Consider the following 19,143-nt stretch of genomic DNA (forward strand, 5'->3'; position numbering starts at 1 on the left):
AAGCGCGGATGTTAGCACGCTCCCTTCGCCAAGGGATTTCCGCGACCCGGCTGGTGCAAATGAATGATGGCTCAGTGGCACTAAGCCACCCAGGTGCTAGCCTCACGCCACTGGCCTTCGCTCAACGCCAGGTCCCTAAGGAGCGTGACATGTATCACATCCCTCGACCCCATGAAAAAACACTCGGCGCTGGCGCCACGAAGTGGGCAACGTTCACCCTCGCCCTGTTATCCGGTTGCGCGTCGATCGACGATAAGCCCGACCTCGGCCGTACCGACGGCGAGCAACCCGATCCGGCACGCTACGAAGAAAGAAGCGCGGCGCTGAGGGCGGCCGAGAATTGCCTCCTGCGCTCGTATCGGCAACAGCTTCACACGCCAGCCAACGCCATCGTCGCCCCCTGTACCGGGCAGGAAATCGCCGGCTATCGTCCGGAACTCGGCCTGTCCCTGTCTGGCGGCGGGATGCGCTCGGCGACGTTTTCCATCGGGGTTCTCGCGGGCCTGCAAAAACAGGGGCTGCTCGACAAGATCGACATTGTCTCTTCGGTATCAGGCGGCAGTTATGCCAACTTATGGCTCACCCACCAGCTCTTCGGCGCCAGGCACTACGCCGCACACACTGTCACGCCTGACGAGTTGTTCAAAAGCTATTACGTGTACAAGGCCGTGCGGGATAGCCCGGACATCGAACCCATGGCGCGCCCCCACCATGCCGATCAAACAACCAGACGGTTCCAGACCTACCTTGAAAACAACAGCTACCTGATCACCAGGACGCAGGATTCGAATTACGGCGCGTTTATCAACCAGAGCAGCTACATCGGCGAAATGGTCGGGCGCGGGGCGGTCTGGGTGCCTTCCGTGCCCCTCAATATTCTCGCGAACGGCCTCTTCAGGTGGCAGGTCAACTTGAACCCTTGGGAGTCGGCCTACCAGCACGGGATCGACCGGACGTTCGCGGCCTATCCGACAGACTGGCATTCAACCTTAAAAGACGCGCCGCCCAGTTACGGCGAATTGGCGGACGCGGCAAAACGCGGTGAGATACCGTTTTTCATCGTCAACACCACCGCCGCCTACGGAGGCAGCGTCGAATGGCTGCGCACCGCCGACTTCGCGGGCTTCAACTCCGACCTGGCGAGCGTCGTTTATGAATTTTCACCGCTGGCCTACGGCAATACCGCGTTTGGCTACTGCGACTATCAGGACGACACAAAGAGGGCAACCTACGGAGTACCTTGCTACCCCGCCCGCGCGCCCAGGCTCTCCGAAGCCGTCATGATGTCGGGCGCCGCTGTCGACGACCTTAAACTGACCGACCAGCCCCTGGCCTATGTCCCCGTGGATGCGCTGGCCGACGCCCTGAATCTGTCGCTCGGCCGGTACGTGGCAAACCCCAGGGTTGAGCCGGCCACTCGCGCTTGGCACAAAGCCCTGCCGTTCCCTTTCTACTTCGCCACCAACCGGCGATATGACGAAACTCGAGACTCGGTTTACCTCAGTGACGGTGGGCACTCGGAAAACCTCGGGCTCTACGCCCTGGTGAAAAGACGGGTCAAGAACATCATCACGGTTGACGCAGAACACGAAGCCACCAGCCAGGGCGACCAGCGGATGGCCGTGTTCGACGCCTTGCAGCGCTTGCGGTGCCATCTGGGCAAGGAGGAAGGACTGAAGTTCTACAAGGTAGAAGGCTCGGCCACCGTCCCGGACAAGTTTCTCGACGCCGATGCCTGTGAAACGTTTAGCCGCAAGGATATTGGATTCAACTTCGTTAAATCCAACCCCTTCTTTCGGTTCGATATCTGCCCCGACCAAGGGTGCACGCCCGAAAACCGGATCCGGGTTCTGTACGTCAAACTGTCGACCCAGGAAGCGTCCATGCCGCCAAACCCGGACTGGAGTCGCCGGTTGTCGAACTGCGATGGCGACAATGACTTTTCCTGCGAAGCGGTCTGGCTCTACCAGCAGGGATTGTCTGCGTGCAAACACCAATGGCTTGGCGAATGTGATCACTTTCCGCAAGTGGCGACCCAGGACATCAATTACCCCAGAACGCAGGTCAACGGTCACCGAGCGCTGGGTTATGACATTGGCCGCCGGATCACGCTCTCGGAACAGGGCCCCGCTGGGGAGCCCTTCAATCCCTGGCATCCAAAACCCGACGTGTCCATCAACACCACGGGGTTCTGATGCCGTTGACCGCCAGAAGTTGAGCCACGCCGGCCCGTGAAGGCTGGCGTGGTCTGGGCAGCACAGCCGCGGTGTCAGCCCTGCTTGTAGCCCCGCACTTCATCCACTCCGCGGTTGGCCAACTGGTCGGCCCGCTCGTTACCCGCGTGACCGATGTGGCCGCGCACCCATTTCCAGGTGACGTTGTGGCGGTTGACCTGCTCATCCAGCTGTTTCCACAGGTCGGCGTTCTTCACCGGTTCCTTCGCGGCCGTCTTCCAGCCACGCTTCTTCCAGTTGGCCATCCATTCGTTGATTCCCTTCATCACGTACTGCGAGTCGGTCACCAGCAGCACGTCGCACGGCCGCTTGAGCTCTTCCAGGCCACGAATGGCGCCCATCAGTTCCATGCGATTGTTGGTGGTATTGGCTTCGCCGCCCCAGAGCTCCTTCTCCACGCCCTTGCACACCAGCAACGCGCCCCAGCCACCCGGGCCAGGGTTGCCCTTGCAGGCGCCGTCAGTAAAGAGTTCTACGCTATCGCTCATGCCAATCTATCCAGGAAAAAAATGCAAAGGCCCGCTGGTCGAAGCCAACGACGCCCGTGACCGAAATGTCGGCCGATCATCAGAAAAAGGTTTACGGCTCGATGTGGCGACGATTGACCTTGGCCATGGGCAAGGGAATCAGCTTGCCCATCGGCTCCCGGCGCACCTGGCGTACCGGGCGCAGCCCTACGGCGATCTTGCGCGCCACCAGCAGGTAGAAACCGCCGCCGGACAGTTGCCAGTCACCGGCCTTGCGCTCCCAGCCGGCCAGGCGGGCCTGCCACTTGGGCGACGCAAGCGGCGGACGATAGCACCCGAAGCGGCGTTTCTCCAGCGCGAAACCGAGCAGGTTGAGCCAGTCGCCCACCCGCGAGGCCGAGATGCAACGGGCCTGGCGCAAGGCGTCCTGGGCGAAGACGCGGCGCAGGCCCCAACTGCTCCAGGGGTTGATACCGATGATCAGCAGGTGCCCGCCGGGGCGCACGCTGCTCGCCGCTTCACGCAACAAGCCATGGGGCGACAGGCAGAAGTCCAGGCCATGCTGCATGACCACCACATCGGCGGCGTGTTCGCTGAGCGGCCAGGCCTGTTCCTCGCAGACAATTTCCACCCCGGGCAAGGGCGCGCCCAGGCGCACGTTGCGCTGGACCTGCGGCGCCGACGGCGGCGTCTGCGCCGAAGGCCCGTAGTGCACCAGGTAGCCACCAAAGAACCGGCCCAGCTCGTCTTCGAGCATGCGTCGTTCTTCATCCAGCAAAAATTGCCCGACAGGACCGGACAGCCATTCACGGGCGGCGCTGATCAACGCCAGCCAGTCGGGATCGGCCTGGGCGAACGCTTCATCAGTCATTGCATTCTCCAACGCGTCAGGAAGTTCTAAGATGCGCCTTTGTTTTCAGCTTGGCGAATTCCGCGATGATACAGATCAGTGCCCTGCCCGCGTTCACCGATAACTACATCTGGTTGTTACAGGATCACTCGACCCGGCGTTGCGCGGTGGTCGACCCGGGCGATGCCGCACCGGTCCAGGCCTGGCTCGATGCGCACCCCGGCTGGGTACTGAGCGACATCCTGATCACCCATCATCACCATGATCACGTCGGTGGCGTGCAGGCGCTGAAAAAGGCGACGGGCGCCACCGTCCACGGCCCGGCTGGCGAGAACATCCCGGCGCGCGACACCGCGCTGAACGACCACGATACGGTCAACGTGCTGGGCTGGGACTTCGAGGTCTTCGCCGTGCCCGGCCACACCCTGGGGCATATCGCCTACTACCACCACGGCTTGCTGTTCTGTGGCGACACCTTGTTTGCCGCCGGCTGCGGCCGCCTGTTCGAAGGCACCCCGGCGCAGATGCATCACTCCCTCAGCCGCCTCGCCGCGCTGCCTGAAGACACCCTGGTCTACTGCACCCACGAGTACACCCTCAGCAACCTGAAATTCGCCGCGGCCGTCGAGCCGGACAACCCTGACATCGCCGCGCGCCTGGCCAAAGTCAGCCAACAACGCAGCGACGGCGTCACCACCCTGCCCTCGACCCTGGCCTTGGAAAAACTCACCAATCCGTTCCTGCGCACCACTGAAACATCCGTTAAACAAAAAGCAGACGAACGGAGCGGCCAGCGAAACCAGACGCCGAGTGAGGTTTTTGCGGCCTTGAGGGCTTGGAAAGATACGTTCTAAGGGCGCTACCGATTGATACAAAAATTCTGAATGGTTGACCTGTTGGGGTGCGCTTTCTAGAATCGCCCGACATTTTCGCCCGGAACTTACTTCCAGCCAATGTCGTCATCTATACGCAGGTCCGCCCAGTCAGACACATTGACCCGCTTGGCCCAGGCCATCGCGGTGGCTGTGTCCGCCACGCTGGCGGGCTGCCAGAGCACGAGCCAGGTGCCGCAAACCGACGCGGCCCACACGCCGAACCTCGCTGCCCGGGCCAAGCAGAAGCCGTTGTGGCTCAGCGAAAAACCCAGCCCCCAGGTGCCCCAGGATGTCTGGGAGCGCATGCGCCAGGGCTTCCAGTTGCAGGAAACGGCCGGCGTCAATCCCCGTATCGAGCAGCAGCGGCTCTGGTTCGCCAGCAACCCGTCGTTCCTCGAAGGGGCCGGTGAACGCGGCAGCCTCTACATCCACTACATCGTCGAACGCCTCGAAGAACGCAACATGCCGCTGGAGCTGGCCCTGCTGCCAGTGATCGAAAGCGCCTACAACCCCATGGCCTACTCCCGGGCCAACGCGGTGGGGCTATGGCAATTCATCCCGTCCACGGGGCGTTATTTCAACCTGCGCCAGACCCGTTTCTATGACGGACGCCGCGACATCACCGCGTCCACCACGGCCGCCATGGACTACCTGACGCGGCTGCACGACATGTTCAACGGTGACTGGCTGCTTGCCCTGGCGGCCTACAACGCCGGCGAAGGCACGGTCAGCCGCGCCATCGAGCGCAACGAGAAGCTCGGCCTGCCCACCGACTACTGGAACCTGCCACTGCCCGCCGAGACCCAGGCCTATGTGCCCAAGCTGCTGGCATTGTCCCAGGTGGTGCTCGCCCCCGATGCCTATGGCGTGAACCTCAACCCGATCGCCAACGAACCCTACTTCCAGGTCGTCGAGATCAACCAGCGCATGGACCTGTCCAAGGTCGCGGCGGTGGCCAATATCGACGAGGACGAGCTGTTCCAGCTCAACCCGGCCTTCAAGCAGCGCACCACGATCGACGGCCCGCAACACTTGCTCGTACCCACCTCCAAGGCCCAGTTGCTGACCGCCAGCCTGTCGACCATGCGCCCGGAGGAGTTGATCAGCCCGCGCTCGCTCAAACCGGTCTTCGAAACCGCCGACGACAGCGAAGTCGAAGGCGCCCGGCGCAGCTACCGGGTCAAGCGCGGCGACAACCTGGCCCAGATCGCCAAGGCCAACAATGTCCAGACCAAGGACCTGCAACGCTGGAACAAGCTGAGCGGCAACAAACTCAAGGTTGGCCAGACCCTGGTGATGCAGGACACCAAGACTCCCAAGGCCAACGGCAAGCGCATCAACACCGTGGTGGCCGCCAACAGCAAGGACCAGAAGAAGCAGACCCAGTACAAGGTCAAGCAAGGTGACTCGCTGTACGTGGTGGCCAAACGCTTCAACGTCGAGATGCAACATCTCAAGCGCTGGAACCCGCGGATGGGCAAGGCGCTCAAGCCCGGGCAGATGCTGACGGTCTACTCCCCGCACTGACAGTCATGTAGCCGGGGCAGCTTTGTGGCGAGGGAGCTTGCTCCCGCTGGGTTGCGCAGCAACCCCAAAAGCAGCGACTCAATCATCTCTCACACCGAGGTGCCAGGTTCGGGGTCGCTTCGCACCCCAGCGGGAGCAAGGCCCCTCGCCACAGCTCAAGCAAACCCTGAAGCTTTGAGCCCCCGCCTTTTTCCTGCCGATACAAGCTGTTACTGTACCTGCCATAACGCCCAAGCCGCCTGGATCGGATCTCAGACTTGATACGTCCCCTCCTCTTGCTCCTGATCAGCCTGGCCTTGAGTCCCTGCGCCAGCGCCACCATCAGCGAAAGCCATGGCTATGCGCAGTTCGGCACGCTCAAGTACCCGGCCAGATTCACCCACTTCGACTGGGTCAATCCGCAAGCGCCCAAGGGCGGTACCTTGCGGGTCATGGCATTCGGCACTTTCGATACACTCAACCCGTATACCTTCAAGGGCAGCAGTCCGGTTTCCACGCCTAATTTCCTGCAATACGGCATCAACGAGCTGAACGAACCGTTGATGGTCGGCACCGGCCAGTACGCGCCGTCCGGCGATGAGCCGACGTCCAGCTACGGTCTGATCGCCCAGTCGGTGGAGTACAGCGAAGACCGCAGCTGGGTGGTGTTCAACCTGCGACCCGAAGCGCGGTTCCATGACGGCGTGCCGATCACCGCCTACGACGTGGCCTTCTCCTACCGCACCTTGCTCAAGGACGGTCACCCGCAATACCGCACCAACCTGCAGGAAGTGCTACGGGTCGATATCCTCAACCCACTCAAGATCCGCTTTGTCTTCAAGCGCGCCGGCAACCCCCTGTTGATCCTGCGCCTGGGCGAACTGCCCGTGCTGCCCCAACATTACTGGAAAGGCCGCGACTTCAAGGCAACGACCTTCGAGCCGCCCCTGGGCAGCGGGCCATACCGCATCACCAAGGTGCAACCGGGCCGCCAACTGGTGTTCGAGCGGGTCAAGGATTACTGGGGCAAGGACCTGCCGGTCAATCGTGGCAAGTACAACGTCGACCGCATGGAGGTGGAGTTCTACCGCGACAGCGATGTCGCCTTCGAAGCCTTCAAGGCGGGTGAGTTCGACATCTACATCGAGCACCAGGCCAAGAACTGGGCCAACGGCTACGAGTTCCCGGCAGTCAGGCGCGGCGAAGTGATCAAGGCGCAGATCCCCCACCAGATCCCGACCCAGACCCAGGGCCTGTTCATGAACACCCGGCGCGCCACGTTTGCGCAGGTCAAGGTGCGTGAAGCGCTGGGGCTGATGTTCGATTTCGAGTGGACCAACCGCACGTTGTTCAGCAGCGCCTACAAGCGCACCCTCAGTTACTACCCCAACAGCGAATTTTCCGCCAGCGGCCTCCCTGTGGGCCATGAATGGCTGCTGCTCAAGCCCTACCGCGAACAACTGCCGCCGCGCCTGTTCACCGAACCTTTCAGCCTGCCCCAGACCGACGGTCGCGGCATTCCCCGGGAAACCCTGCGCAAGGCGCTGGGGCTCTTGAAAGAAGCCGGCTGGACGCTCAACGGCCAGCGACTGCTGGACGCCGACAGCCGCCCGCTGAGCTTCGAGATCCTGCTGGTGAACCCGAACCTGGAGCGCATCCTGCAACCTTACGTCGAGAACCTCGCCAGTATCGGCATCCAGGCCCGGTTGCGCACCGTGGACCGCGCCCAGTACAAGCAGCGCCTCGACCAGTTCGACTTCGACATGATCCTGCTGACCCTGAACCAGACCCTGAGCCCGGGCCTGGAACAATGGCAGTACTTCCATTCCAGCCAGGTCGGGGTCAAGGGCAGCAAGAACTACGCCGGGATCGCCGACCCGGTGGTCGACCATCTGCTGGAAAAGCTGCTGGCCGCCCAGACCCGGGACGAACAGGTCGCCGCCGGCAAGGCCCTGGACCGCGTGCTGCTCTGGCAGCACTACTGCATTCCCAACTGGTATCTCAACTATCATCGCCTGGCGTACCGCAACCGGTTCGCCTTCGTCACCACGCCGCCCTACACTCTGGGCCTGAGCGCCTGGTGGCTGAAGTCTTCGGAGAAAGATCAATGAAGCCTATACGTGCCCTGCTCCTGCATGCAGGCGGCCTGCTGTTCGCCGGGCTGGCCTGCGCCGCGCCGCAGCACGCCTTGACCCTGTACAACGAACCGCCGAAATACCCGGCCGACTTCAAGCATTTCGACTACGTCAACCCCGACGCCCCCAAGGGCGGGATATTCCGCCAGGGCGGCTTCGGTGGCTTCGACAGCCTCAACCCGTTCATCAGCAAGGGTGTGCCGGCCGACGACATCGGCCTGATCTACGACACCCTGGCCAAACAGGGCCTGGATGAACCCTTCACCGAATACGGCTTGATCGCCGAGAAAATCGAACGGGCCCCGGACAACGCCTGGGTCCGCTTCTACCTGCGCCCCGAGGCCCGGTTCAACGACGGCCACCCGGTGCGCGCCGAAGACGTGGTGTTCAGCTTCCAGACCCTGACCAAGGACGGCGCCCCGATGTTTCGCGGCTACTACAACGACGTCGCCGAAGCCATCGCCGAAGACCCGCTCAAGGTCCTGTTCAAGTTCAAGCACACCAATAACCGTGAATTGCCGTTGATCCTCGGCCAACTGCCGGTATTGCCGAAACATTGGTGGGCCGATCGCGATTTCAACAAAGGCAACCTGGAGATTCCCCTCGGCAGCGGCCCCTACAAGGTCACCGAAGTGAAGGCCGGGCGCTCGATCCGCTATGAGCGAGTGAAGGACTACTGGGGCAAGGACCTGGCGGTCAACCGCGGTTTCTATAACTTCGACGTGCTGACCACCGACTATTACCGCGACAACACCGTGGCGGTCGAGGCCCTGAAGGCCGGGCAGTTCGACTTCTGGCTGGAGATGACCGCCAAGAACTGGGCCAACGCCTACAACATCCCGGCCGTCACCGAGGGGCGCCTGATCAAGGAACAGATTCCCAACGGCAACCCCACCGGCATGCAGGGTTTTGTCTTCAACCTGCGCCGGCCGGTGTTCCAGGATGTGCGGGTGCGCAAGGCCCTGAGCCTGTTGCTGGATTTCGAATGGACCAACAAGCAGCTGTTCAACGGCGCCTATGCCCGCACCCGCAGTTATTTCGAAAACTCGGAAATGGCCGCCACCGGCCTGCCCGATGAAGACGAACTGAAGATCCTCGAACCCCTGCGCGGCAAGATTCCCGAACAGGTCTTCACCGAAGCGTTCCAACCTTCGATGTGTGACGGCAGCGGCATGATCCGCGACCAGCAGCGCAACGCCTACCAACTGTTGCAGGAAGCCGGCTGGCGTATCGTCGACGACAAGATGGTCGATGCCCAGGGCAAACCGGTGGTGCTGGAGTTCCTGCTCGCCCAGACCGAGTTCGAACGGGTGCTGCTGCCGTTCAAGCGCAACCTGAGCGACCTGGGCATCGACCTGGTAATCCGCCGGGTGGACGTGTCCCAGTACATCAACCGCGTGCGCTCCCGGGACTTCGACCTGGTGGTGGGCAGTTTCCCGCAATCGAGCTCGCCGGGTAACGAACAGCGCGAATTCTGGATGTCGGCCGCCGCCGACAGGCCTGGCAGCCGCAATACCATGGGCCTCAAGGACCCGGCGGTCGACCAATTGGTGGAACAGTTGATCAACGCCGACTCGCGCAAGAGCCTGGTGGCCCATGCCCGGGCGCTGGACCGGGTGCTGCAATGGGGCTACTACGTGATCCCCAACTGGCACATCAAGACCTGGCGCGTGGCCTACTGGAACCACATCGGCCACCCGAAAGTGACACCGACCTATGACATCGGCACCACCACCTGGTGGGTCAAGCCCGACACCAAGCCTGCCGTGGAAGTAGAAAAACAAGTGATGGAACAACAGAACAACGCTGCTCCTGCGAGCGTGGAGTAACCCGATGCTGGCTTATACATTCAGGCGGCTGCTGCTGATCATCCCGACGCTGTTCGGCATCCTCTTGATCAACTTCGTCATCATCCAGGCCGCGCCTGGCGGGCCGGTCGAGCAGATGATCGCCAAGCTCGAAGGGTTCGAAGGCGCCACCAGTCGCATCGCCGGCGGCGGCGCCGAGGTGTCGGTGGCCGGGTCCAGCTATCGCGGCGCCCAGGGCCTGGACCCCAGCCTGGTCAAGGAAATCGAGCGGATGTACGGATTCGACAAGTCGGCTCCCGAGCGCCTGTGGATCATGATCAAGAACTACGCCCAGCTGGACTTCGGCGACAGTTTCTTCCGCGATGCCAAGGTCATCGACCTGATCAAGGAAAAGATGCCGGTGTCCATTTCCCTCGGGCTGTGGAGCACGCTGATCATGTACCTGGTGTCGATCCCGCTGGGGATCGCCAAGGCCACGCGGCACGGTAGCCATTTCGACGTCTGGACCAGCTCGGCGATCATCGTCGGCTACGCGATCCCCTCGTTCCTGTTCGCCATCCTGCTGATCGTGGTGTTTGCCGGCGGCAGTTACTTCGACTGGTTCCCGTTGCGCGGGTTGACCTCGAACAATTTCGAGACACTGACCCTGGGCGGCAAGATCCTCGACTACTTCTGGCACCTTGCCCTGCCGGTGACCGCCCTGGTGATCGGCAACTTCGCCACCATGACCCTGCTGACCAAGAACAGCTTCCTCGACGAAATCAACAAGCAATACGTCGTCACCGCCAAGGCCAAGGGCCTGACCCGCCGCCGGGTGCTCTACGGCCACGTGTTCCGCAATGCCATGCTGCTGGTGATCGCCGGCTTTCCTTCGGCCTTCATCGGGATCTTCTTCACCGGATCCTTGCTGGTGGAAGTGATCTTCTCCCTCGACGGCCTCGGCCTGATGAGCTTCGAGGCGGCCATCAACCGCGACTACCCGGTGGTCTTCGGCACCCTGTTCATCTTTACCCTGCTGGGGCTGGTGGTGAAACTGATCGGCGACCTGACCTATTCTTTTGTCGATCCGCGCATCGACTTCGAAAGTCGGGAGCATTGAGATGAACCTTTCCCCGCTCAATCGCCGCCGTTTCGAACTGTTCAAGGCCAACAAGCGTGGCTGGTGGTCGCTGTGGCTGTTCCTGGCGCTGTTCATACTTAGCCTGGGCGCCGAGCTGATCGCCAACGACAAGCCGCTGGTGGTGCATTACGACGACGGCTGGTACTTCCCGGCCCTCAAGCGCTACCCGGAAACCACCTTCGGCGGCGAGTTTCCGCTGGAAGCCAACTACAAGAGCCCGTATATCCGCGAACTGCTGGCCGCCAAGAACGCCTGGGTGCTGTGGGCACCGATTCCGTTCAGCTACCAGAGCATCAACTACGACCTGAAGGTCCCGGCACCGGCACCGCCCTCGGCCATGAACTGGCTGGGCACCGACGATCAGGGCCGCGACGTGCTGGCCCGGGTCATCTACGGCTTTCGTATCTCGGTGTTGTTCGCCCTGACCCTGACCGTGCTCAGTTCGATCATCGGCGTGATCGCCGGCGCCCTGCAGGGCTTCTACGGCGGCTGGGTCGACCTGGCTGGCCAGCGCTTCCTGGAAATCTGGTCCGGGCTGCCGGTGCTGTACCTGTTGATCATCCTGGCCAGCTTCGTGCAGCCGAATTTCTGGTGGCTGCTGGGGATCATGCTGCTGTTTTCCTGGATGAGCCTGGTGGACGTGGTGCGCGCCGAGTTCCTGCGCGGGCGCAACCTGGAATACGTGCGTGCCGCACGGGCATTGGGCATGCAGAACGGCGCGATCATGTTCCGCCACATCCTGCCCAATGCCATGGTTTCGACCATGACGTTCATGCCGTTCATCCTCACCGGCGCCATTGGCACCCTCACCGCCCTGGATTTCCTCGGTTTCGGCTTGCCCGCTGGCTCGCCGTCCCTGGGCGAACTGGTGGCCCAGGGTAAATCCAACCTCCAGGCCCCCTGGCTTGGGATCAGCGCGTTCGCCGTGCTGGCCCTGATGTTGAGCTTGCTGGTGTTCATCGGCGAATCCGCGCGCGATGCCTTCGATCCGAGGAAATGACATGAACACTGACAACCTGATCGAAGTCCGCGACCTGGCGGTGGAGTTCATTGTCGGCGAACGCCGCCAGCGCGTGGTCGAAGGCGTCAGCTTCGACATCCACCGCGGTGAAACCCTGGCGCTGGTGGGTGAAAGCGGCTCGGGCAAGTCGGTGACGGCCCACTCGATCCTGCGGTTGCTGCCCTACCCGCTGGCCCACCACCCCACCGGGACGATCCGCTACGCCGGGCAGGACCTGCTGGGCCTGAAGGAAAAGACCCTCCGCCACCTGCGCGGCAACCGCATCGCGATGATCTTCCAGGAACCGATGACCTCGCTGAACCCGCTGCACTGCATTGAAAAACAGATCAATGAAGTGCTCGGCATTCACAAGGGCCTGAGCGGCAAGGTCGCGACCCGGCGCACCCTGGAGCTGCTGGAGCTGGTCGGCATCCCCGAGCCGCACAAGCGACTCAAGGCCCTGCCCCATGAATTGTCCGGTGGCCAGCGCCAACGGGTGATGATCGCCATGGCCCTGGCCAACGAGCCGGAACTGCTGATCGCCGACGAGCCGACCACGGCCCTGGACGTCACCGTCCAGCTGAAAATCCTCGATCTGCTCAAGGATCTGCAGGCACGATTGGGCATGTCGTTGCTGCTGATCAGCCACGATTTGAACCTGGTGCGAAGAATTGCGCATCGCGTATGTGTCATGCAGCGCGGTTGCATCGTCGAACAGGCATCGTGCGAAGAATTGTTCCGCGCGCCGCAGCATCCGTACACTCGGGAACTGCTGGGTGCCGAACCCAGCGGCACCCCGGCGAACAACGTTGTCGGCCCGCCGCTGTTGGAGGTCGAGGACCTGAAAGTCTGGTTCCCGGTCAAGAAAGGCCTGTTCAAGCGCACGGTAGACTACATCAAGGCCGTGGACGGTATCCGCTTCAGCCTGCCCCAGGGCCAGACCCTGGGCATCGTCGGCGAGAGCGGTTCGGGCAAGTCCACCCTGGGGTTGGCGATCTTGCGGTTGATCGCCAGCCAGGGCGGGATCCGGTTCGAAGGCAAACAGCTCGACAGCCTGTCGCAGCAGCAGGTAAGACCGCTGCGCCGGGAGATGCAAGTGGTGTTTCAGGACCCGTTCGGCAGCCTGAGCCCGCGGATGTGTGTCAGCCAGATTGTCGGTGAAGGCCTGCGGATCCACCGGATCGGCACCGAAGCCGAGCAGGAACAAGCGATAATCGCGGCATTGAAGGAGGTAGGCCTGGATCCGGACACCCGGCACCGCTACCCCCATGAATTTTCCGGAGGGCAGCGGCAGCGTATCGCCATTGCCCGGGCCCTGGTGCTCAAGCCGGCGTTGATCCTGCTGGATGAACCCACGTCGGCCCTGGACCGTACCGTGCAACGCCAGGTGGTGGAGCTGTTGCGGTCGTTGCAAACCAAGTACAACCTGACGTACCTGTTTATCAGCCATGATCTGGCTGTCGTCAAAGCGCTGAGCCACCAACTGATGGTGGTCAAGCATGGCCAAGTGGTCGAACACGGTGATGCCCGCAGCCTATTCGCTGCGCCGCAACACCCCTATACACAGCAGTTGCTGGAGGCCGCCTTCCTGGCCCCAACAACTGCCGAATAACCTGAAAGAGGAGCAACACATGGGTTTTCTCGCCGGTAAGCGCGTACTGATCGTCGGTGTCGCCAGCAAGCTGTCCATCGCATCCGGCATCGCCGCCGCCATGCATCGCGAGGGCGCTGAGCTTGCCTTCACTTATCAGAACGACAAACTCAAGGGTCGTGTCGAAGAGTTCGCGCAAGGCTGGGGTTCGAGCCCTGAGCTGTGCTTCCCGTGCGACGTGGCCAGCGATGAAGAAATCGCCAAGGTCTTCGAGCAACTGAGCCAGAAATGGGACGGCCTGGACTGCATCGTGCACTCCGTCGGCTTCGCACCGGGCGACCAACTGGACGGCGACTTCACCGAAGCCACCACCCGCGAAGGCTTCCGCATTGCCCACGACATCAGCGCCTACAGCTTCGTGGCCCTGGCCAAGGCCGGTCGCGAAATGATGAAAGGCCGCAACGGCAGCCTGCTGACCCTGTCGTACCTGGGCGCCGAGCGCACCATGCCGAACTACAACGTCATGGGCATGGCCAAGGCCTCCCTGGAAGCCGGCGTGCGTTACCTGGCCGGCTCCCTGGGCCCGGACGGCACCCGCGTCAACTGCGTCTCGGCCGGTCCGATCCGCACCCTCGCTGCCTCCGGCATCAAGAACTTCCGCAAGATGCTGGCCGCCAACGAAGCGCAAACCCCGCTGCGTCGCAACGTCACCATCGAAGAAGTCGGCAACGCCGGCGCCTTCCTGTGCTCCGACCTGGCGTCGGGCATCAGCGGTGAAATCATGTACGTGGACGGCGGCTTCAACACCACCGCCATGGGCAACATCGAAGAGTAATCTTCACCGCCCATGAAAACGCCGCGGCGCCTGCAAAGGCCCCGCGGCGTTTTTCATTGCGGCCCCAATGCAGCATGAACAAGTATCAAGGCTTTTCAGACAGAGCCTAGCGCCGATTCGCCTGTTTCTGGGTGTACATGGCAGCGTCCGCATCAGCCATCAGGCCCTCGATGCTGTGGTGGCGCTGCGGGTCGTATTCGATCTGGCCGACGCTGAAGCGAATGTCATAGCCCCGCCGCAACATCGCGTTGCGTTCATCGAGGATTTCCCTGAGGCGCGCCATGATCGCGGTAGTCTCGACATGGGACGAGCCGGTGAGCAAGGCCACGAACTCATCGCCGCCCAGGCGGCCGACCACATCACTTTCGCGAAACGCAATGCGCAGCACGTCGGCGAAGGTCTTCAACGCGGCGTCGCCCTCGGCGTGGCCGAATCGATCATTGATGGGTTTGAAGTCATTGAGGTCGAAAAACAGCAGCGTCGCCGGTCGGGACAAGCGCTCACACACGCCCAAGGCATGTTGGGCCAGGGTCATGAACCCGCGCCGATTGGACAGCAGCGTCAGTTCATCCATGCTCGCCATCTGCACGGCGATCATTTCCTGCTCGGCCATGCTCGCCAGGTCACGCAGCAGTTCACGCTCTTCTTCGTTGAGGGTGCGCGGGCGGGTGTCGATCAGGCACAACGTCCCCAGTTTGCTGCCATCTTCCAGCCCCAGCGGGTGCCCAGCGTAGAAACGGATACCCGGCAGGCCCGTGACCAGGGGATTGTCGCGAAACCGCTCGTCCAGCTCCGCATCACTGATTTCCATGATGTGGTCCTGCAGGATCGCATGGCCACAGAACGACACCGACCGCGGCGTTTCCGTGGCGTCCAGGCCGGCGTTGGACTTGAACCACTGCCGGTTGGCATCCACCAGCGACACCAGCGCAATGGGCACATCGAACAGTCGCCGGGCAAGCCGGGTCAGGCGATCGAAGCGCTCCTCGGGCGCTGTATCAAGCAGTTTGAGCGACTGTAGATTCTTCACACGAACAGCTTCGTTGTCAGGTTTGCCTGGCTCGAGCATCGGGAACTCCATTGACGGAACTCCTCGAAGTCTAGACCAGACCCACAGTGCTTCCACCGTTGATCCCGTGCGAGGTCGAATCGAGTGGGCATTTGCCTGCCAGCGCTTATACACTGCGACCCAGGTTCAACCAGAGCACATCGACCGATGAAGCACGCCACCCCTGACGCCGCCCCCCGCTTCTGGCGCGACGCGGCCCTGCCCTTCATCGAGGCCCGAGCCATCGCCGACGGGCGCAAGGTCTGCTATTCGCGCCACGCCCACGACCATTTCTCCATCGGCGCGATCACTGCCGGACGCAGCACTTACATTCACGAGCACTCGCACTTGCAGGTGGCAAGCGGCACGGTGGTGTTGATGAACCCCGGCGCCGTTCATGCCTGCAACCCGATCGACGACCAGCCTTGGTCATACCTCATGTTGTACGTGGACAGCCAATGGCTGCGGGACCTGCAACGGCGTATCGGCTTTGACCAGGGCCTGGAGTTCCAAGGCTTCGCCACCACCCACAGTCGCGACGTCGAGTTGTTTGCAGCGTTGCAGCGCCTGTATGGGCAACTGGTGGATGAACGGCTCGCCGCCCATCACAAGCACGCCGCCGCCGAAGCGTTCTTCACGGACCTGCAACAGCGCCTCAACCCGGCCGGTCGCCCGGACCGGGGCAGCCATCCGGGCTTGATGCGGGCGGCGCAATTCATTCATGACCACTGCACCGAAGCCCTGAAGCTGGAAGACATCTGCGCCGCCGCTCAGCTCTCGCCGTCCTACCTGAGCCGGGCGTTCAAGCGCCATTACGGGATGACGCCTCACGCGTTCCTGGTCAATCGACGGATCCAGTTCGCCCGCCGCCAGTTGCGCGAAGGCCGGCTGATCGCCGATGTGGCGCTGGACAGCGGGTTTGCCGACCAGGCGCATTTCCAACGGGCCTTCAAGCAACACCTGGCGGCCACGCCGGGCCAGTATCGCGGTTGATACTGCCCCACCACCTTGTTTGGACCAAAAACAGGTGGACCTCTGTGGCGAGGGAGCTTGCTCCCTCGCCACAACAGCATCCCGCCTCGAAAACACTTGTGCTCAAGGCAACAATAAATACACCGCACTGGCCACCAATAACACCGCCATCGCCCGGTTGAACAGGCGCAGGGTCGCCGGATTACCCAGCCAGGTGCGCAGAAAGCTCCCGGCATAGGCCCAACAGCCCACCGAGACGTAGCAGATTACCAGGTAGATCGCCGCGAACTGCCACACCAGCCGCGCCTCGCCGTCAGCCACGAACGCACCCATCCCCGCGACGCAGGCCAGCCAGGCCTTGGGGTTGAGCCATTGCATCAGCGCGCCGTATAACATTGAAGGCGCCCGACCCTCATCCGCCCCAGCCAGCTGCCCGTCGTCCATCGCCAGTTTCCAGGCCATGAACAATAGAAACCCGACGCCACCCAGTTGCACCACCCGGGTCAGTGCCGGCCAGCGTTGCAGCACTTCATGCAACCCCAGCCCCATCAACACCAGCAGCAGGACAAACCCCAGGGTCGCGCCGCCCACATGGCGCAAGGTGGCTCGAAAGCCATATCGGGCGCCGGAGCTGAGGGCCACGATATTCACCGGTCCCGGCGTGATGGAGGCCACCAAGGCAAACGCCGCCATGGATAGAATCAGAGTCATCGCATACCTTCTTCATGTCTGTGAGGTGGCGATCAGGGTAAAAGGCCCATGGCGGGGTGTATTGAAGAAAACTGCCTTGATCCGGCACAAAGAATTCACTGTCGATTTTGCGGTGGAGTCGTAGCGGGCACGGTTCTATGCTCAACCCCATGAACCTACATGACTCGCTGCTCCCGCCCCACGCCGAAATGGTCCGCGCCATGCTCGAACGAGACACCGCCTACGAGGGGGTGTTCTTCACGGCGGTCAAGACCACTGGCATTTTCTGTCGCCCCAGTTGCACGGCGCGCAAGCCGAAGCCGGAAAACGTGGAGTTCTTCGCCCACGCCGACGAAGCCCTGTCCGCTGGCTACCGCGCCTGCCTGCGCTGCAAGCCGCTGGACGCCGCGGCCATCGCGCCGGACTGGATCCAGGCCCTGCTCAAGGCCGTGGACGCCGAACCAGACCTGCGCTGGACCGACGCCCTGCTGCTGGAGCAAGGCATCGAGCCGCTGAAACTGCGGCGCTGGTTCAAGCAGCATTTCGGCATGACCTTCCACGCCTACCTGCGCACCCGCCGCCTGGGGATCGCCCTGGGCGGGATCAAGGCCGGGGCGTCCATCGACCACGCGGCGTTCGATTCCGGCTACGAATCCTTGAGCGGCTTTCGCGATGCCTTCGTGAAATCCTTCCACATCACCCCAGGACGCGCCGCCCTCAGCGAACCCTTGCTGTTCACGCGCCTGACCACGCCGTTGGGACCGATGCTGGCCATGGCCGAACGGCGCGGCCTGGTGCTGCTGGAGTTCCTCGACCGCCCTGCCCTGACCAAGGAACTGGAAGAGCTGCAGCAGCGCTACGGCTACACGCTCGCACCGGGGCACAACGCCCACTTGCAGCAGATCGAAGGCGAACTGGCGGACTACTTCGCCGGCAAGCTCACGGCGTTCACCGTCCCGTTGCACATGCCCGGCAGCGCCTTCGCCGCCCGGGTATGGGCCGAACTGCTCAAGATCCCTTATGGCGAAACCCGCAGCTATGGCAGCATCGCCGCGGTGTTGGGCAGCCCCGGTGCCAGCCGGGCCGTGGGCCTGGCCAACGGGCAGAACCGCTTGGCCATCGTCGTCCCTTGCCATCGGGTGATCGGTGCGGACGGCGCGTTGACCGGCTATGGTGGTGGACAGCCGCGCAAAGCCTTTCTATTGCGGCTGGAACACGCCGCAACGCAGGTTTCATTGCCCCTGGCGTTTTGATCGACTTCACAAGAGCTGCCGATGCCCGTTCCCTACCATGACGCCAGCGTCTTCCTGGCCCAGCTCGATGAAGACTGGCAACGACACGTCGAAGCGACCGGCCCCTGCCTGTTGCAGCCCAGGCCGACCCGCGACCCCTACGAAGCGCTGGTGCGGGCGATTGCCTATCAGCAACTGCATGCCAAGGCCGGCGATGCGATTCACGGCCGCTTGCTGGCGTTGTTCCCGGGCCAGGCCTTCCCGACGCCCGAGCAATTGCTGGCCACAGACGTCGCGCAGATGCGCGGTTGCGGCTTTTCCGCCAGCAAGATTGCCACCATTCACGGCATCGCCCAGGCGGCGCTGGACGGAATCGTGCCGGATTACCCCACCGCGCTGGCCATGGACAACGAAGCGCTGATCGAACGCCTGGTCACCCTGCGTGGCGTCGGACGCTGGACCGTCGAGATGCTGTTGATCTACAGCCTGGAGCGCCCCGATATCCTACCGGTCGATGACTTTGGGGTTCGAGAGGGCTACCGACGGCTGAAAAGACTGGAACAACAACCCAGTCGCCGGCAGATGCTGGACATCGGCCAGGCCTGGAGCCCTTATCGGACGGTGGCGGCGTGGTACCTGTGGCGAATGCCGAAATAATGTTGGCTGCACCGACGTCTTCGCGAGCAAGCCCGCTCCCACACTGACCGAGAGCGGGCAGAAGACCCGACACAGATCCCCTGTGGGAGCGGGCTTGCTCGCGAAGGCGGTCTCATGGCCAGC

Annotated in this window: 16 protein-coding genes; 12 read left to right on the forward strand and 4 right to left on the reverse strand. The window is 62.6% G+C overall.

Going from position 1 to position 19,143, the window contains the following annotated elements; genetic code table 11:
* The first annotated feature begins 149 nt into the window (after window positions 1–149).
* Window positions 150–2,195 carry a patatin-like phospholipase family protein gene (locus tag V5F23_RS15440; RefSeq protein ID WP_338495526.1) on the forward strand — a complete coding sequence of 682 codons (2,046 nt, stop codon included), beginning with the start codon at window positions 150–152 and terminating at the stop codon, window positions 2,193–2,195.
* Window positions 2,196–2,269: 74 nt separating this feature from the next.
* Here the strand turns inward: V5F23_RS15440 and rnhA are convergent, their stop codons facing one another.
* Together rnhA and V5F23_RS15450 are read right to left on the reverse strand one after the other, a co-directional pair.
* The gene (rnhA, locus tag V5F23_RS15445) at window positions 2,270–2,722 is read right to left on the reverse strand and encodes a ribonuclease HI (RefSeq protein ID WP_042729981.1); all 453 of its coding nucleotides are present in this window, start codon (window positions 2,720–2,722) and stop codon (window positions 2,270–2,272) included.
* Between the two features lie 91 nt (window positions 2,723–2,813).
* Complete coding sequence (locus V5F23_RS15450) at window positions 2,814–3,572, reverse strand: methyltransferase domain-containing protein (RefSeq protein WP_042729980.1); 759 nt, start codon at window positions 3,570–3,572, stop codon at window positions 2,814–2,816.
* A gap of 65 nt (window positions 3,573–3,637) precedes the next feature.
* Here V5F23_RS15450 and gloB point away from each other — a divergent pair, with 65 nt between their 5' ends.
* From gloB to fabI, 8 genes are all read left to right on the forward strand, one after another.
* Window positions 3,638–4,405 carry a hydroxyacylglutathione hydrolase gene (gene gloB / locus V5F23_RS15455; RefSeq protein ID WP_212802657.1) on the forward strand — a complete coding sequence of 256 codons (768 nt, stop codon included), beginning with the start codon at window positions 3,638–3,640 and terminating at the stop codon, window positions 4,403–4,405.
* A 99-nt stretch (window positions 4,406–4,504) separates the two neighbouring features.
* Window positions 4,505–5,953, forward strand: a complete 1,449-nt coding sequence (locus tag V5F23_RS15460) for a transglycosylase SLT domain-containing protein (protein WP_212802658.1) — start codon at window positions 4,505–4,507, stop codon at window positions 5,951–5,953.
* Between the two features lie 260 nt (window positions 5,954–6,213).
* Window positions 6,214–8,043: an extracellular solute-binding protein gene (locus V5F23_RS15465; protein ID WP_161796105.1), complete on the forward strand. Its 1,830-nt coding sequence runs from the start codon at window positions 6,214–6,216 to the stop codon at window positions 8,041–8,043.
* Window positions 8,040–9,896, forward strand: a complete 1,857-nt coding sequence (locus tag V5F23_RS15470) for an extracellular solute-binding protein (protein WP_047738817.1) — start codon at window positions 8,040–8,042, stop codon at window positions 9,894–9,896. Before V5F23_RS15465 ends, V5F23_RS15470 begins: the two co-directional genes overlap by 4 nt.
* Before the next feature lie 4 nt (window positions 9,897–9,900).
* Complete coding sequence (locus V5F23_RS15475) at window positions 9,901–10,974, forward strand: microcin C ABC transporter permease YejB (protein ID WP_042729169.1); 1,074 nt, start codon at window positions 9,901–9,903, stop codon at window positions 10,972–10,974.
* A gap of 1 nt (window position 10,975) precedes the next feature.
* Entirely contained in the window at window positions 10,976–11,995 is a 1,020-nt protein-coding gene (locus tag V5F23_RS15480) for an ABC transporter permease (protein WP_042729170.1), read from the forward strand.
* 1 nt (window position 11,996) lies between these two features.
* Complete coding sequence (locus V5F23_RS15485) at window positions 11,997–13,607, forward strand: ABC transporter ATP-binding protein (RefSeq protein ID WP_042729171.1); 1,611 nt, start codon at window positions 11,997–11,999, stop codon at window positions 13,605–13,607.
* A gap of 19 nt (window positions 13,608–13,626) precedes the next feature.
* Window positions 13,627–14,421, forward strand: a complete 795-nt coding sequence (fabI, locus tag V5F23_RS15490) for an enoyl-ACP reductase FabI (protein WP_042729172.1) — start codon at window positions 13,627–13,629, stop codon at window positions 14,419–14,421.
* Window positions 14,422–14,527: 106 nt separating this feature from the next.
* Here fabI and V5F23_RS15495 read toward each other — a convergent pair whose 3' ends face one another.
* Window positions 14,528–15,490 carry a sensor domain-containing diguanylate cyclase gene (locus tag V5F23_RS15495; RefSeq protein ID WP_042729186.1) on the reverse strand — a complete coding sequence of 321 codons (963 nt, stop codon included), beginning with the start codon at window positions 15,488–15,490 and terminating at the stop codon, window positions 14,528–14,530.
* A gap of 147 nt (window positions 15,491–15,637) precedes the next feature.
* Here V5F23_RS15495 and V5F23_RS15500 point away from each other — a divergent pair, with 147 nt between their 5' ends.
* Complete coding sequence (locus V5F23_RS15500) at window positions 15,638–16,462, forward strand: AraC family transcriptional regulator (protein ID WP_042729173.1); 825 nt, start codon at window positions 15,638–15,640, stop codon at window positions 16,460–16,462.
* 102 nt (window positions 16,463–16,564) lie between these two features.
* Here the strand turns inward: V5F23_RS15500 and V5F23_RS15505 are convergent, their stop codons facing one another.
* Window positions 16,565–17,152: a LysE family translocator gene (locus tag V5F23_RS15505; RefSeq protein ID WP_042729174.1), complete on the reverse strand. Its 588-nt coding sequence runs from the start codon at window positions 17,150–17,152 to the stop codon at window positions 16,565–16,567.
* Window positions 17,153–17,301: 149 nt separating this feature from the next.
* On the opposite strand from V5F23_RS15505, the gene V5F23_RS15510 reads away from it, so the two are divergent.
* Both V5F23_RS15510 and V5F23_RS15515 read left to right on the forward strand, forming a co-directional pair.
* Window positions 17,302–18,384: a trifunctional transcriptional activator/DNA repair protein Ada/methylated-DNA--[protein]-cysteine S-methyltransferase gene (locus tag V5F23_RS15510; RefSeq protein ID WP_042729175.1), complete on the forward strand. Its 1,083-nt coding sequence runs from the start codon at window positions 17,302–17,304 to the stop codon at window positions 18,382–18,384.
* Between the two features lie 21 nt (window positions 18,385–18,405).
* Window positions 18,406–19,020, forward strand: coding sequence for a DNA-3-methyladenine glycosylase (locus V5F23_RS15515; protein ID WP_042729176.1), 615 nt, complete (start codon window positions 18,406–18,408; stop codon window positions 19,018–19,020).
* Window positions 19,021–19,143: the final 123 nt, after the last annotated feature.

It is taken from the genome of Pseudomonas sp. WP18 (assembly GCF_036689585.1).
Classification (GTDB): domain Bacteria; phylum Pseudomonadota; class Gammaproteobacteria; order Pseudomonadales; family Pseudomonadaceae; genus Aquipseudomonas; species Aquipseudomonas chlororaphis_E.